The sequence below is a fragment of the Pseudomonas sp. Y24-6 genome (assembly GCF_020295325.1).
Classification (GTDB): domain Bacteria; phylum Pseudomonadota; class Gammaproteobacteria; order Pseudomonadales; family Pseudomonadaceae; genus Aquipseudomonas; species Aquipseudomonas gregormendelii.
Genome location: NZ_JACBXG010000011.1, coordinates 16,474 through 30,960, shown reverse-complemented (window position 1 = coordinate 30,960; position 14,487 = coordinate 16,474). Strand labels below are relative to the sequence as shown.

14 protein-coding genes are annotated in these 14,487 nt (G+C 58.6%); 9 read left to right on the top strand and 5 right to left on the bottom strand.

The features are described from left to right. Positions 1–42 precede the first annotated feature (42 nt). From pstA to pstS, 3 genes are all read right to left on the bottom strand, one after another. Complete coding sequence (gene pstA, locus HYI44_RS20405) at positions 43–936, bottom strand: phosphate ABC transporter permease PstA (protein ID WP_225570304.1); 894 nt, start codon at positions 934–936, stop codon at positions 43–45. Beyond that, entirely contained in the window at positions 936–1,901 is a 966-nt protein-coding gene (gene pstC, locus HYI44_RS20400) for a phosphate ABC transporter permease subunit PstC (RefSeq protein ID WP_225570303.1), read from the bottom strand. Before pstC ends, pstA begins: the two co-directional genes overlap by 1 nt. 73 nt (positions 1,902–1,974) lie before the next feature. Next, on the bottom strand, positions 1,975–3,006 hold the full coding sequence (gene pstS, locus HYI44_RS20395) for a phosphate ABC transporter substrate-binding protein PstS (protein WP_122840408.1): 1,032 nt from the start codon (positions 3,004–3,006) through the stop codon (positions 1,975–1,977). Between the two features lie 240 nt (positions 3,007–3,246). Between pstS and HYI44_RS20390 the strand changes: the two genes are divergently transcribed. The 6 genes from HYI44_RS20390 to HYI44_RS20365 all read left to right on the top strand — a co-directional run bounded on the left by HYI44_RS20390 (position 3,247) and on the right by HYI44_RS20365 (position 10,812). Continuing rightward, the gene (locus HYI44_RS20390; RefSeq protein ID WP_225570458.1) at positions 3,247–4,161 is read left to right on the top strand and encodes a pyridoxal-phosphate dependent enzyme; all 915 of its coding nucleotides are present in this window, start codon (positions 3,247–3,249) and stop codon (positions 4,159–4,161) included. Between the two features lie 319 nt (positions 4,162–4,480). Continuing rightward, positions 4,481–6,886, top strand: coding sequence for a glucose/quinate/shikimate family membrane-bound PQQ-dependent dehydrogenase (locus tag HYI44_RS20385; protein WP_225570302.1), 2,406 nt, complete (start codon positions 4,481–4,483; stop codon positions 6,884–6,886). Between the two features lie 103 nt (positions 6,887–6,989). Further along, positions 6,990–8,288: a carbohydrate porin gene (locus HYI44_RS20380; protein ID WP_122840405.1), complete on the top strand. Its 1,299-nt coding sequence runs from the start codon at positions 6,990–6,992 to the stop codon at positions 8,286–8,288. Positions 8,289–8,442: 154 nt separating this feature from the next. Beyond that, complete coding sequence (locus tag HYI44_RS20375) at positions 8,443–8,871, top strand: MarR family winged helix-turn-helix transcriptional regulator (protein WP_122840404.1); 429 nt, start codon at positions 8,443–8,445, stop codon at positions 8,869–8,871. A 50-nt stretch (positions 8,872–8,921) separates the two neighbouring features. Then, positions 8,922–10,178 (top strand): M20 family metallopeptidase, encoded by a 1,257-nt coding sequence (locus HYI44_RS20370; RefSeq protein ID WP_225570301.1) that lies wholly within the window; start codon positions 8,922–8,924, stop codon positions 10,176–10,178. Positions 10,179–10,185: 7 nt separating this feature from the next. Continuing rightward, a complete protein-coding gene (locus tag HYI44_RS20365) occupies positions 10,186–10,812 on the top strand; it encodes a trimeric intracellular cation channel family protein (RefSeq protein WP_225570300.1) in 627 nt (208 codons plus the stop codon). Positions 10,813–10,939: 127 nt separating this feature from the next. On the opposite strand, the gene HYI44_RS20360 is transcribed toward HYI44_RS20365, so the two are convergent. Further along, the gene (locus HYI44_RS20360) at positions 10,940–11,842 is read right to left on the bottom strand and encodes a LysR family transcriptional regulator (protein WP_225570299.1); all 903 of its coding nucleotides are present in this window, start codon (positions 11,840–11,842) and stop codon (positions 10,940–10,942) included. Between the two features lie 169 nt (positions 11,843–12,011). On the opposite strand from HYI44_RS20360, the gene HYI44_RS20355 reads away from it, so the two are divergent. The 3 genes from HYI44_RS20355 (at position 12,012) to HYI44_RS20345 (ending at position 13,334) form a co-directional block, all read left to right on the top strand. Then, complete coding sequence (locus tag HYI44_RS20355) at positions 12,012–12,209, top strand: tautomerase family protein (protein ID WP_045058447.1); 198 nt, start codon at positions 12,012–12,014, stop codon at positions 12,207–12,209. An 86-nt stretch (positions 12,210–12,295) separates the two neighbouring features. Then, complete coding sequence (locus HYI44_RS20350) at positions 12,296–12,649, top strand: putative quinol monooxygenase (protein ID WP_225570297.1); 354 nt, start codon at positions 12,296–12,298, stop codon at positions 12,647–12,649. Between the two features lie 70 nt (positions 12,650–12,719). Further along, the gene (locus HYI44_RS20345) at positions 12,720–13,334 is read left to right on the top strand and encodes a nitroreductase family protein (RefSeq protein ID WP_225570296.1); all 615 of its coding nucleotides are present in this window, start codon (positions 12,720–12,722) and stop codon (positions 13,332–13,334) included. A 206-nt stretch (positions 13,335–13,540) separates the two neighbouring features. On the opposite strand, the gene HYI44_RS20335 is transcribed toward HYI44_RS20345, so the two are convergent. Next, positions 13,541–14,440 (bottom strand): LysR family transcriptional regulator, encoded by a 900-nt coding sequence (locus HYI44_RS20335; protein ID WP_225570295.1) that lies wholly within the window; start codon positions 14,438–14,440, stop codon positions 13,541–13,543. Positions 14,441–14,487 lie beyond the last annotated feature (47 nt).

Genomic DNA, 14,487 nt, shown 5'->3' with positions numbered 1-14,487 from the left:
ATTTGCGCAGTTGATACGTTCAAAATTCAGATGCTCCCGTTCTCAGTACTTGGGCTTGCCGAAAATGCGGCTCAAAATATTCACGACCAGCACGATCATCACCAGCACTAGCGAGGCTGCCCATGCGAGCTCCAGCTGGTTGTCGAAGGGCATGCCGGAGAAGTTGTAAATCAGTACGGCAAGCGATGCCGTCGGATTCATCACCGCCAGGCTGCCGTCGTGGTAGATCCAGTAGTTGCTAAACAGCGCGGTAAACAACAACGGCGCGGTTTCGCCCGCGGCGCGTGCCACGGCCAGCATCACGCCTGTGAGGATTGCCGGCATGCCGGTCGGCAAGATTATTTTCCAGATCACTTGCGAGCGGGTGCAGCCCATGCCGTAGGCGGCATCCTTCATGATCTTGGGCACCATCCTCATCGACTCTTCAGCCGTCAGCACGACTATGGGCAGCATCAGTACCGCCAGTGCCACCCCACCTGCCGGCGCCGAGTAAGTACCGGTGGTCATCACCACCATGGCGTAGGCAAACACCCCGGCCAGGATGGAAGGCAGCCCCGTGAGCATCTTGGCGGCAAAGCGCGCGGCATTTGCCAGCTTGCTGTCGGGCCCGAGTTCAGCCAGGAAGATAGCGGCCATGATGCCGACCGGAACCGCGATGGCGGCCGCGATACCGACCATCACGAAGGTGCCTGCCATCGCGTTGCCGAAGCCACCGCCCGTCTCGAAACCGGTTGGCGGCAGTTCGGTGAATACTTCCAGGCTCAGGCGTGCCCCGCCCCGCATGATCAACATATAGAGCACGGAAATCAGCGGCACGCTGGCCAGCAACGCGCCGGTCCAGACTAACGTGGTCAACACCAGGCTGCGCAGGGCGCGGCCTTCGAACTTGCGCTGCAGGCTGGGGACTGCGGTTATAGCGGACGTGAGGTCAGTCATTATTTGTTACCCCGCTGGGCGTAGAGCATGATCATGGAACCGAGGACGTTCACCAGCAGCGTGATGAACATCAGCACCAGAGCGGCATACATCAACACCTCAATCTCGTTGGGCCCGGCTTCGGGGAAGTTCAGCGCCAACAAGGCTGCCAGGGTATTAGCCGGAGCAAACAGAGAAAGCGAAATGTTGTTCGCGTTGCCCACCAGCATGGCCAGCGCCATGGTTTCACCCAGCGCACGACCCAGGCCGAGGACCAGGGAGCCGAAAATACCGGTCGCCGCCGAGGGCACCATCACTTTAAGAATTGCTTCCCAATGGGTGGTCCCCATGCCGTAGGCGGCCTGTTTGGTTTTCATCGGTACGCCGGTGAGGGCGTCCTGCGAAACGGCAGCGATGGTCGGCAGAATCATGATGGCCAGTACCAAAGCCGCAGGCAGAAGCCCCGGCCCACTCAAGGACGTGCCGAAAAAAGGAATCCAACCCAGTTCGCTGTTCAACCACGTCGTCAGAGGGCGGATCGCCGGTATCACCACGTAAATCCCCCACAAGCCATAAACGACGCTGGGGATGGCCGCGAGTAACTCGACGATAGTGCGAAACACGGCTGCCAATTTCGCCGGCAGGAAATCCTGGGTAAGGAAAATCGCCATGCTGACGCCGAAAACGCCTGCGATCAGCAACGCGATCAGGGCGCTGTAGAGCGTGCCCCAAATGGCCGGCAGAATGCCGTACTTGCCTTGGTTGACGTCCCAGACGCTGCCGAAGATGACGTCAAAACCGTGTTTCTCCATGCCTGGAAGGGCCTTGCGTCCCACCTCGAACACCAAGGCGAAGACCAACGCCAGAATCAGAACCACCCCTATTCGCGCAAGCGCACGGAAGGTGCGATCAACCAGGAAATCCTTCGTAGAGCGCGGCTGACAGGCGGAACCCGGGTTAACCGGTACGACAAAAGGTGTGTTCATTGGCTAATTCCGGAACAGGGGGAAAACGCCCCCGGCATGCTGAACGCGCACACCGGGAGAGGCCTCATGAGCGTTACTGGATGTTGGCGGACGCTTTGCGAACCTGATCGACAACCGACTGCGGCAACGGGATGTAGCCCATCGAATCGGCAATTTTCTGCCCCTCGGTCAGGCTGTATTCGACCATCTCGCGCATGGCCTTGGCCTTGGCCGGGTTACCGTTATCCTTGCGGAAGATCATCCAGGTGTAGGAAGTGATCGGGTAGGACTTGGCACCGTCCGGATCCGGCAACCAGGCCACCAGGGTTTCCGGCATCTTCACCGCTGCGAGGGCCTCAGCACCGCTTTCTGCGTTCGGCACAACATAGTGGCCGGCCTTGTTCTGCAACTGGGCGAAGTCAACCTTGGCCAGCTTGGCGAAGCCGTATTCGATGTAGCCAATCGCCCCTGGGGTCTGGCGTACGGTGGCGGTCACACCATCGTTCTTCGGCGATTTGATGAATTTGTCACTGGCTGGCCAGTTCACGGTGTTGCCTTCACCCAATGTCTTGTTGAACTCTGGATTGATTGCTGCCATGTGCTTGGTGAACACTGCAGTCGTACCGCTGGAGTCCGCACGCACGACAACCGTGATTGGCATGTCGGGCAGTTTCAGCTCGGGATTGGCTGTGACGAGCGCCGGATCGTTCCAGCGAGTGATCTTGCCCAGGAAGATGTTGGAGTAAACGTCCCGTGGAAGCTTCAGCCCTTTGGGGCTGCCCGGCAGGTTGTAAGCCAGCACGATTTCGCCTGCTGTCATCGGCAGCAACTGCGCGCCCTCGGCTACCTTGGCAATGTCCTCGTCCTTCATTGCAGAGTCACTGGCCGCGAAATCAACGGTTTTGTTCAGGAAGTCCTGTACACCTGCCCCGCTGCCCTTGGATTGGTAATCTACTGTTACGCCTGCGGTTTTTTTGCTGAAATCTTTAAACCAGGTGAGGTAAATCGGAGCCGGAAAACTGGCGCCGGAACCTGTCAAGCGGACACTTTCCGCAGCGAAGGACACTGAGGTGGCGCAAAGAGAAACCGAGATGGCGAGCGCAGCAGATTTCATCAAACTTTTCATCGAGGGAACTCGTTGTGATTACGGGCTCCCAAACTGTGCAACAATTTTGTTACGGTTTTATGAATCCGAATGGCATAAAAATGTCGGTCACCTCAATTGTGTTTCCAGGCAGCTGTCACGTGGCGCAGGCGTCCACATTCCTTATCCGGTCATTCCGAATCACAAGTTGATGTAATTGAATCGTGACAAATCACTACTAAAACTTTACCAAGCCCTTCTCGACACGAGTTAATTGTGACCATGCCTCTGCATATCAATACTCCCCTCATCGAATCCCGACCACTCAGCGCTGTTGCAGAGCGTTCCGTTTGGCTCAAGATGGATGCGTTACAGCCATGCGGATCCTTCAAGCTCCGTGGCGTCGGCCACGCTTGCGAAACGCACCACCGTCATGGGGCCACGCATTTTGTGTCCTCTTCCGGAGGTAACGCCGGTCTTGCAGTCGCTTACGCGGGACGCCAGCTAGGTATACCCGTAACAGTGGTGGTTCCCAAAACGACGAGTGAGCGCGCGAAGGAATTGCTGAACCTGGAAGGAGCGGAGGTCATCGTCCACGGAGACTCGTGGCAAGAAGCGAATGAGCTGGCGTTGACGCTGATGTCACCCGAAAAAGCATTCATTCATCCCTTCAATGATCCGCTGCTATGGTCTGGACATGCCTCTCTGATTGATGAAGTGGCGCAAGCAGGCCAGAAACCTGATGTGGTAGTCCTTTCAGTCGGTGGTGGCGGCCTGCTATGCGGCATTGTTGAAGGCTTGCAGCGAAACGGCTGGCATGACGTTCCGGTCATCGCCGTTGAAACTGAAGGAGCCGCCTCGTTCCATGCTGCAGTGGTTGCTGGTAAACCGGTTGAGTTAGAGCGCATTGAATCGATTGCGACATCGTTGGGAGCAAAGCGAATTTGCGATCAGGCATTCCAATACGCCAACACTCATCAAATCCACAGCGTGGTAGTGACCGACCAGGCAGCCCTGGATGCCTGCGAACGATTTCTGTTTGATCATCGCGTACTCGTCGAGCCTGCCTGCGGCGCTGCGCTATCTCTAGCCTACAATCACCACTCCCTGAAGCCGTACAGCAAGGTTCTTATGGTTGTTTGCGGGGGTGCGACGGCAACACTGGCACAAATTCGACAATGGACTGCGCAGCCATGAAGGAAGTGGTGCAAAGCCAGTGCACGCACTGAACAGGCGGACGTGCCACCAGCCATACGTCGGTTAATTTTCGCTGGTTAAGGGCGGAGTCTTAAATTTCCAACAGTGCGCACTGGTCCAAACCTGTCGATATTCTTCTCTGACCTGACAAAAAAGAGACTTTCGCGGGCGGTTTAACAATCTTTGCAAAATCTCTGCTTCGCGCCCGCCTTCGTTCAGGCGCGGCAGGACAACGAAATGCGCTTTCCCTGAAATTATGGTTTAACTAGATAGTTACCTATCCATATAATGCTCACATCATTTCAGCGGGATACTCAACGTGAAGCAGAGTCAACGCCTCTCGGGCATATCAAAATTCATCCTGGTCGGGCTGGGCGTGATCATCGCCCTGCTCGGCTTGGCACTGGCTGCAGGCGGCGTGAAATTGGTCAGCCTTGGAGGTTCCTGGTACTTCCTGGTGGGTGGGCTGGTGATGGCCACTTCCGGTCTGCTGATCGCTCGTTACAAACCGGCAGGTGCCTGGCTGTTTGCTGCGTTTTTGGTGGGTACCGCCCTCTGGGCTATCAGCGACGCGGGCCTGGTGTTCTGGCCGGTGTTTTCGCGCCTGTTCATGTTCAGCGCGATCGGTTTGGCCGTGACCTTGGTGTATCCGCTGCTCAAGCGGGCAAACGGTGGCGTTCCGGGCCGTGGCGCTTATGGCATCGCTACTGTACTGGCAGTCGGACTGGCGGTGGCCGCCGGCAATATGTTCGTTGCACATCCGACAGTGGCCGCGACCGGCACAGGCCCGGGACTGACGCCGGTAGAGCCGGATAAAGCGCAAAAGGACTGGGCCCACTACGGCAATACCGAAGGTGGCAGCCGCTTCGCCGCACTGGATCAAATCAATCGCACCAACGTCGACAAGCTGAAAGTGGCGTGGACTTATCACACCGGTGACGTCGCCCAAAGTGATGGCAACGGCGCTGAAGACCAGCTCACCCCGCTGCAGATAGGCAACAAGGTGTTCATCTGCACCCCGCACAACAACCTGATCGCGCTGGACGCCGATACCGGCAAGGAACTCTGGAAAAACCCGATCAACGCGCAGTCAAAAGTCTGGCAGCGTTGCCGAGGCATGGCGTATTTCGATGCCACCAAGGCAATCGCTCAACCAGGCAACTCGAGCATTATCGAAGCCACACCTGCCCCGGCAGCCAATTGCCAGCGCCGTTTGTTGACCAACACCATTGATGCCCGCCTGATCGCGGTCGATGCCGACACCGGTGAGTTCTGCCAGGGTTTCGGCAACAACGGTCAGGTCGATCTGAAGGCAGGCCTGGGTGATGTGCCGGACAGCTACTACCAGTTGTCCTCAGCCCCGTTGATGGCCGGCACCACCGTGGTGGTTGGCGGTCGCGTGGCCGACAACGTGCAAACCGACATGCCCGGTGGCGTGATCCGTGGTTTCGACGTCATGACCGGCGCCATGCGTTGGGCCTTCGACCCGGGCAATCCGCAGGATCAAAAGGCACCGGCAGACGGCAGCACCTATGTGCGCAGCACCCCGAACAGCTGGGCGCCAATGTCTTACGACGCGGCAACCAATACCGTATTCCTGCCGATGGGCAGTTCCTCCACCGATATCTATGGCGTGGAGCGCAGCAAGCTCGACCACACCTACGGCGCCTCGATCCTGGCGCTGGACGCCACCAGCGGTGAAGAACGCTGGGTCTACCAGACCGTTCACAACGACCTCTGGGATTTCGACCTGCCGATGCAGCCGAGCCTGATCGACTTCACCAAGGACGGCAAAACCGTACCGGCGCTGGTCATCGGCACCAAGGCCGGGCAGATCTACGTGCTTGATCGCGCCACCGGCAAGCCGCTGACCGACGTTAAAGAAGTACCGGTCAAGGCGGCCAACATCCCTGATGAACCCTACTCGCCAACCCAGCCGAAATCGGTGGGCATGCCGCAGATTGGTGCCCAGCACCTGACCGAATCCGACATGTGGGGTGCAACGCCGTACGACCAGCTGTTGTGCCGAATCGATTTCAAATCGATGCGTTATGACGGGCTGTACACCGCGCCAGGTACCGACAAATCGCTGAGTTTCCCAGGTTCGCTGGGTGGCATGAATTGGGGCAGCATTTCCACCGACCCTGTGCACGGCTTCATCTTCGTCAACGACATGCGCCTGGGCCTGTGGATTCAGATGATCCCGTCGCAGAACAAGGCTCAAGCCGCTTCCGGTGGCGAATCGTTGAACACTGGCATGGGCGCCGTGCCGCTCAAGGGCACGCCGTATGCCGTGAACAAAAACCGCTTCCTGTCGGTTGCCGGTATTCCTTGTCAGGCTCCGCCGTTCGGCACCCTGACCGCCATCGACATGAAGACGCAGAAAGTTGCCTGGCAGGTTCCGGTCGGCACCGTAGAGGATACCGGTCCCCTGGGTATTCGCATGCACCTGCCGATCAAGATCGGCCTGCCAACCCTGGGCGGCACCCTGTCGACTCAAGGTGGCTTGATCTTCATTGCCGGCACTCAGGACTTCTACCTGCGCGCCTTCAACAGCGGCAACGGTGAAGAGGTGTGGAAAGCCCGCCTGCCAGTCGGCAGTCAGGGCGGCCCGATGACCTACGTTTCACCTAAGACCGGCAAGCAGTACATCGTCATCACCGCCGGTGGTGCGCGCCAGTCGACCGATCGCGGCGACTACGTGATGGCTTACGCATTGCCGTAAGCCGCTGTGCCCGCCTCGCTGGCGGGCAACTCCTCTGTGCGCGGCACCTGCGGGTGCCGCGCCGCTTTGCACAATCATTCAAGATTGCACCAGGAAGTCTCCCATGTTTTTGGCTGTTCGCTTTTCCCATGCCGGCTGGCTCAACGGCTTGCTGCTGGGCCTGACCTGCAGCGCCACCCTGCCCGCCTTCGCCGATAGCGATTCGAACCTTCTGACCCGCAATACCCTGACCGGTGATTGGGGTGGTCTGCGCCAACAAATGGATCAGGACGGCATCAAATTCACCGGCGATTACAGCGGCGAAACCGCCTACAACGCCGATGGCGGCCTGCACCGTTCGGCCCGTTACTCGCAGAACATCAAGCTTGGCGCACAGTTCGACCTGAGCAAACTGTATGGCGTGGATAACGCCGGCAAGATTCAACTGACCATCAACGACCGCCGCGGCAATAGCGCCTCCGAGGATCTGGTCGGCAACCGCCTGCCCATCCAGGAAAACTACGGTGGTCTCTACACTCGCCTGACTGAACTGAGTTACGAACGCAGCCTGTTCACCCCGGCGCTTAACGTAAAGCTGGGTTACATGGCCATGGGCAACGACCTCGGTGGCCTGGACAGTGGCATTCTCTGCAACTTCATGAACGCCGGTTTCTGCGGCCATCCGCTGAACATGTCCGGCGGTAGTGGCTGGACCAACTACCCCAACGCCCACTTGGGCATGCGCGTGAAGTACGACCTGTCGTCGTCATGGCAGCTGCGCGTGGCGGCCTTCAATGTCGATCCTGAGAGCAACGGTAATTCCAGCCGTGCCTGGCATCCGGGCCCGAAACATACGACCGGCACCGTGGTGCCGATCGAACTGGTGTACAAGCATGCGGGTGAGTTGCCCGGCGAGTACAAGGTTGGCTACTACTACGACAGTTCCGATGTGAAACGCATCGGCAGCGATAAACAAGTGTCCGGCCGCGGCGGTCATTACCTACTGGTTGATCAGGCCGTGTGGCGTTCGCAATCGTCCGAGGGCCGCAGTCTGCACGCCTTCGGCCAATACTCGGCGGCCAGCGAAGCGGCTTCACCGTTCAGCAAGTGGTACGGCACCGGCGTGGTGCTGTACAAACCGTTCGAAGGCCGCCCGCGGGACACCGTCGCCCTGGGCTATGGCCGGGCGGTGCCCAATCCTCGCAGCCGGGATGTGCAGCAGGACGCCGCGCTCGCCAATGGCGCATCGTTTCCAAATCTGGACAGTGCCGAACAATTGATCGAGCTTGGCTACGGCTACCAGGCCACTCCCTGGTTGACGCTGCGACCGAATGTGCAATACATCATCGAGCCAGGCGCGTTTTCCGGGCAGGACATCGACAATGCGCTGGTGTTCGGTTTGCAGGTGAAAGCTGCGCTCTGAACGGGTCACGCAGCAATGTGCCGGACGGATTCAAGCTGTCCGGCAACGGGAATTCACAGCTCCAGGGCTCAACACAGAGAGCGACCGGTCACTAGAATGTAGTTGAATATTTCAACTATATGGCTATACTTCAGCCATTCGAATGGAGCCTGCCATGTATTCCGACTTTCTGAATTTCAAGCTGGATATGACCAGTGCCCTGCTGATGGAGCACGCGAACGCCGTGTACCGTCAGCACTGGGATCTGGATGTCCGCGGATTGCGGGTTTTGCGTCTGATTCAAGCCTGCCCGGACATCACTCCAAAAGAAGTTTCATCACGCGCCTTTCTCGAAAAGACACTGCTCTCCAAGACGTTGGCGCAGCTGGAGTCGCGTGAGCTCATCTCGCGCGCCCCTCACCCTGTCGACCGCCGCAGCGTTGGTTTGCGCACGACCGTCGAGGGCTCGCGGATCGCTGACGAGTCCTCTGTCGTCGGTTCTCAACTGGAAGACCAACTGGTTTGCGCGCTCTCGCCCAAGGAACGCGTGACACTTGATGGCCTGCTTTCAAAGCTGATGGAAAGTCTGCTTCCGCCTTCCTGACACCGTCTCTCTCCCACTTTTTGCGCCCTCTTTTACATAAGGAGTACCCCATGTCGTCCCTGGAAATGTTGATTCCTGATCTCGATGCCTTGTTACCTGAGCTGGAAGAGGTCTACAAGGACTTGCACCGTCATCCTGAACTGTCGATGTATGAGTATCGCACCGCAGAAATCGCCGCCGAATACCTGGTGCGCTACGGATACGAGGTGACACGCGAAATCGGTGTCACCGGTGTTGTCGGCGTGCTGCGTAACGGTGACGGCCCGGTGGTGATGCTGCGCGCCGACATGGACGCGTTGCCGATGGCCGAAGCAACAGGCCTGCCCTACGCCAGCGACGTAGTCACCCGTGACGAAGACGGTGTTGAGGTTTCTGTCTGCCACTCATGTGGGCATGACATGCATGTCACCTGGTTGATGGGGGTTGCTCGGGTATTGTCCGAAACTCGCAGCACGTGGCGGGGTACTCTCCTGGCTGTTTTCCAACCGGGTGAAGAAGTGGGTGTGGGCGCGCAGAACATGATCGACGACGGCATGCTCGATCGCTTTCCCAAGCCAGACATCATTCTGGGGCAGCATGTAATGGTGGGGCCAGCCGGTACGGTGGGTCACCGCAGCGGCACCATCCTTTCGGCAGGTGACAGCCTGAAAATCAAGATGTTCGGCCGTGGGGCTCATGGCTCACAGCCACAAACGTCAGTAGATCCGGTGATCATGGCGGCATCGACGGTGCTGCGCCTGCAGACCATTGTGTCGAGGGAAATTTCCCCGCTGGATCAGGCAGTCCTTACGGTTGGTTCGTTACAGGCTGGCACCAAGGAAAACATCATCCCGGACAATGCGACGTTGAAACTCAACATGCGCACTTACGACGAGGGCGTGCGCAAGCACATGCTGGGCGCCATCAAACGCATCTGCTGCGCTGAATGCTCTGCATCCAATGCACCACGCGACCCCGAGATCACCACCATCAACCGCTACCCGTTGACGGTTAATGATGAGCGCGCCTCTGCCCGTTTGGCTGATGCATTTGACGCCTGGTTTGGCGACAGGGCCTATGAAACGGCGCCGGCCGCCGCGAGTGAGGATTTCAGTGTGTTCGGCCGCGCATGGAAGGTGCCCTACGTGTTCTGGTTTGTCGGCTGTACGGACCCACACGTTTACGAACAGGCCAAGGCCCAGGGAAAAATAAACAGCATCCCGAGCAATCACTCACCCCAGTTCGCGCCTTTACTGCACCCTACATTGCGCACCGGGCTGGAAACGATGATTTGCGCCGCATTCGCCTGGTTCGGCAACGCCGAGTAGCACAGTCATGGACACCCACCTGATTTACACCGTCATCGATCTGCTCGGCACGTTTGCCTTTGGTGTAAGCGGTGCAGTTGCCGCACGCCAGCAACGATTGGACCTGTTCGGCATCGCCACCATCACGTTCATCGTCGCATGCGGTGGCGGAATTCTTCGGGATCTGTGTCTCGGCACACTGCCGCCGGCCGGGCTGTCGAGTTGGCGCTATCTGGTGGTGTCGCTGTTCGCTACAGCGTGGGTGGTGTGTGCTTACCCGATGGTGTGTCGAATGAAATCACCGGTGCAGCTGTTCGACTCCATTGGGCTTGGACTGTTTGCAGTGGCAGGGGCGAAAAAGGCGCTGGCCGTGCAGGCCGGCGCCGAGGTCGCGATAGTTCTGGGGATGGTCAGCGCTGTCGGTGGCGGCGTACTCAGGGATGTTTTGCTGTCACGAGTGCCAGGCATCCTGCAGCGGGAAATCTACGCGTCAGCCGCGTTGGCAGGCGCAGCTGTCGAGGTGTTGCTCAGCTACAGCGGCGCCAATTCGGTGGTGACCTCGTGGCTGACCGCCGCGGGATGTACCACGCTGCGCATGGCGTCACTTCACTACGGTTGGCGGCTGCCTTCTATTGGCGATGATCCTGATAATTAGCCAGCCAGTGCTCTGGTCGCGAGCATGGAGTATTTCCGGGCGGTCGTCGTTGTCGCTAGTGTTGCGCTGGTGGTTTCCGTGACCCAGAAGACATTCAATTGAGACCTGCTGCACATGTCAGTCTGAATCACTGCCAATGCGCGCACAGCCTGACCAACTCATCGACCACATACCTGACCTTCGGCCGCAGATGCGATACCTTCGGCCATACGGCATGCACATCGACAGCTTCGGGTTCATAAACTTGCAGCACCTCCACCAGCCTGCCCGCCTGGATATCGTCCTGGAACAGGCTGCGTGGCATCTGGCACAAACCGGTGCCGGCGACTGCGGCGAGAATCATGGCTTCCCCGTCGCCAATCTGATGGGTCGACGGTGGTGCGTATCGTACGGTTTGCCCCCCCTGCATGACCCGCCACGACAGCGGCTGGCCGCGTCGATGCCCGACAATGCAACGGTGCTGGCCCAAGTCCTCCAGGGTCTGCGGAATGCCAAAGCGTATGAGATAGTCGGGGGCGGCACAAATGGCCCAGCGTTGCCGGGTCAGGCGCCGAGCCACCAGGCCGCTGGTGTCTTGGAGTTCTCCGAAGCGGACCAGCAAATCGATGCCCTCCTCAATCGGATCAACCAAGTGGTCTGAGAACGTCAGGTTGAGTTGCAACGCCGGGTACTTGTTGGCGATCTCAAACAGCAATGGCGCCACGACCCGACGCCCGAATGCCACAGGAATGTCGACTCTCAAACGCCCCGAGGGCTCGCCACCACCGGGCCCCAGGCCACTCTCTGCGGCACCGATTTCTTCCAGGGCAGTAGAGCACGCCGCGAAATAGGCCTCACCATCTGCGGTCAGGGATATACGACGCGTGGTGCGATGAAACAGCTGTGTGCCCAAACGTTCTTCCAGGCGTGCAATGGCTTTGCCGACGGCGGATTTTGAAACCCCGAGGCGTTCGCCAGCCTGGGTGAAGCTGGCCGAGCGCGCCGCCACGACGAACGTGATGACGCCTTGAAAAGAATCGATAGGTACCATGCAGAGGCCCGGCAATTGTAGAGTTTAGATCTACCCAGATTATAGTTTTAGGTTATTTATCGCCAGCATACTCGACAGTAAGATGGGCTCCAGCAATGCAACGGTGCAGATCGTGATGGCACGCCGCGCACCGCTCTCCCGATCATCAAAGCCCAAAAAGGACATCACCATGCCCGTCGTACGTGTGAGCTGGTTCGAAGGTAAAGAACACGCGCAAAAAGCCGCGGTCGCCGCCGACATCACTGAAAGCATCGTTAAACACACCGGTACCGATGCTAATTACATCTACGTCATCTTCGAGGACGTTGCGGCTTCGGATTGGGCTGGCGCCGGCAAACTTTTCGGGGAAGCCCCCGCTAAGTCCTGACGCCCCCGACCTGCACTGCATGCATCGGCTACACCTGCAATGCTGCCGTGCAGGTATTTGTGATAAATCTGCCGGAGAAAACCACCATGCATCCGCATATTTCCTGCCTGTTCTCTCTCGCGGTCAAACCCGCAGATTTCGCTGAGTTCAAGGCATTGATCGCCACTATCGTTGCTGCAACCCGTGCCGAGCCGGGCACGCTGGTTTACGAATACAGCGTCAATGAAGACAACAGCACCGTTCACATCCTTGAGCGTTATAACGTCGATGCCGTGGTGAGCCACGTAGACACTACGTTCGCGCCTTTCGGCCAGCGCTTCCTCGAGTTGTGCACCATCACTAGCCTGGTGGTCTATGGCACCCCCGATGCTGAAATCCGCAAGCGCCTGGACCCGTTCGGCGCCGTTTACATGACCCCGTTCGACGGTTTCAGCCGCTGAGTTGAAACGAGGCGCAGGCTCAAGAGTGACAACCGTGTCCTGCGCATCCCTATCCCGCACAGAGATCACCATGTCCGCTATCGCTGAAGTTATTAAGTCCCGCATCTCCGCCAATAGCTACGACACTGAACGTTCATTGACGGACGCCCAGGTCGCCGAGCTGGTCAACCTGGCGACCCACGCCCCCTCCGCTTTCAACCTGCAAAACTGGAAGTTCATGGCCGTGCGCAGCACCGAAGCCAAAGCGCGCTTGTTGCCATTGGCGTTCGGCCAGCAAAAGGTCATGGATGCCGCCGTGACGTTTATTGTCTGCGGCACCCTGAACCCACACGTAACCCTGCCTGCTGCATTGAAGCCGACCCTGGATGCCGGAATCATTGACCAGTCCATCTACGACATGTGGGTGGGTGCGGCTCAAGGCATGTACCAGGAAAATGCTCAATTGCAGCGCGACGAGGCCATTCGGTCTGGCTCACTCGCGGCCATGACCCTGATGTTGGCCGCCAAAGGCCAGGGCCTGGTTTCGACGCCGATGATCGGGTTCGATCAAGCTGCAGTGGCCAGGGAATTTGGCTTGTCGGATGAAGAAGTCCCTGTGATGTTGGTCACGGTTGGCTACCCGGGCGCGGCCAACTGGCCACAAAAGCCGCGTAAAGCCGTGAACGACGTTTTGCAGTTCGTTTAATCTGCCGCCCCGCATGTTCGGATTATCCGGGCATGCGCGGGTATTGTTGACCGGTTGGCATTAAAGCAACCCATGCTTCAACTCTCTGTATCTGTATGAGAAGGCTGAACAGGGCGACCACTGCCTGGCATTCAAGAATTCGCGGGAGTTCGCCGCTGACCTGCACAGCTTTTCGCAGCGCTCCTGATGCGTGCCAATTAAACCCTTTAGCGCTCCCACTCGGGATGTGCGAAACGTTCAGTCAGAAAGCTGATCAGCGCCCGCACCTTGCTCGCCAAGTGCTTGCGCGTGGGGTAAACCACGTAAATGCCCAACTCGATGGAGCGGTACTCCGGCAGGATTTCTACCAGGGCTCCGCTGCGTAAATCGTCACCGACCATAAAGCTTGGCTGCAGGGCAATGCCGCCACCCGCCAGGGCAATGCTGCGGCACGTATCGCCATTATTGCAGCGCACGATGGAACGGGTACGCACGCTGACGCGACCATCGGGCCCGTCGAACAGCCACTCATTGCCAGTCGCAAAGTTTGTATAGGCAATGACGCCATGGTCAGCCAGGTCCGCCAGAGTGCGGAGCGGCGGATGACTGGCCAGGTAATCGGGGGATGCACACAGGCACATACGCGTGCCAGCCAGCCTCCGCCCCACCAGGGACGAGCTCTCCATGCGCGCAATACGTATGGCCGCATCAAAGCCCTCATCCACCAGGTCCACCAAACGATCATTCAGGCTGATATCCAGCTCGACATTCGGGTGGGCGTTCATGAACGCTCCCCACAGCGGCGCAAGGTGCAGAACGCCGAAACTGACCGGCGCATTCACTCGTAGTACACCGCTTGGTTCCGGCGCGGCGGACGAGACAGCCTCCTCGGCCTGATCCATCAGGGCCAGCACCTCTCGCGCCTGATGGTAGAACTGCCGGCCTTCCTCGGTCAGCGAGAGCTTGCGCGTGGTGCGATGCAGCAACCGAGCCCCCAACCGCTCCTCAAGGGCACTTACATACCGCGAGATAGCCGCCTTGGACATTTCGAGGGCGTCGGCTGCGCCTACAAAAGTACCTTTATCGACCACCGTGCAGAACACCTGCATCTCCAACGCCCTGTCCATAACTGTCTCATTTAGTGGAACTATCTATCACATGTGGCCTTATTTAT

What these genes read in the sequence shown, in the direction of transcription:
- pstA (WP_225570304.1), bottom strand. Translation starts at nt 936, where the DNA reads ATGACTGACCTCACGTCCGCTATAACCGCAGTCCCCAGCCTGCAGCGC.
- pstC (WP_225570303.1), bottom strand. Translation starts at nt 1,901, where the DNA reads ATGAACACACCTTTTGTCGTACCGGTTAACCCGGGTTCCGCCTGTCAG.
- pstS (WP_122840408.1), bottom strand. Translation starts at nt 3,006, where the DNA reads ATGAAAAGTTTGATGAAATCTGCTGCGCTCGCCATCTCGGTTTCTCTT.
- HYI44_RS20390 (WP_225570458.1), top strand. Translation starts at nt 3,247, where the DNA reads ATGCCTCTGCATATCAATACTCCCCTCATCGAATCCCGACCACTCAGC.
- HYI44_RS20380 (WP_122840405.1), top strand. Translation starts at nt 6,990, where the DNA reads ATGTTTTTGGCTGTTCGCTTTTCCCATGCCGGCTGGCTCAACGGCTTG.
- HYI44_RS20375 (WP_122840404.1), top strand. Translation starts at nt 8,443, where the DNA reads ATGTATTCCGACTTTCTGAATTTCAAGCTGGATATGACCAGTGCCCTG.
- HYI44_RS20370 (WP_225570301.1), top strand. Translation starts at nt 8,922, where the DNA reads ATGTCGTCCCTGGAAATGTTGATTCCTGATCTCGATGCCTTGTTACCT.
- HYI44_RS20365 (WP_225570300.1), top strand. Translation starts at nt 10,186, where the DNA reads ATGGACACCCACCTGATTTACACCGTCATCGATCTGCTCGGCACGTTT.
- HYI44_RS20360 (WP_225570299.1), bottom strand. Translation starts at nt 11,842, where the DNA reads ATGGTACCTATCGATTCTTTTCAAGGCGTCATCACGTTCGTCGTGGCG.
- HYI44_RS20355 (WP_045058447.1), top strand. Translation starts at nt 12,012, where the DNA reads ATGCCCGTCGTACGTGTGAGCTGGTTCGAAGGTAAAGAACACGCGCAA.
- HYI44_RS20350 (WP_225570297.1), top strand. Translation starts at nt 12,296, where the DNA reads ATGCATCCGCATATTTCCTGCCTGTTCTCTCTCGCGGTCAAACCCGCA.
- HYI44_RS20345 (WP_225570296.1), top strand. Translation starts at nt 12,720, where the DNA reads ATGTCCGCTATCGCTGAAGTTATTAAGTCCCGCATCTCCGCCAATAGC.
- HYI44_RS20335 (WP_225570295.1), bottom strand. Translation starts at nt 14,440, where the DNA reads ATGGACAGGGCGTTGGAGATGCAGGTGTTCTGCACGGTGGTCGATAAA.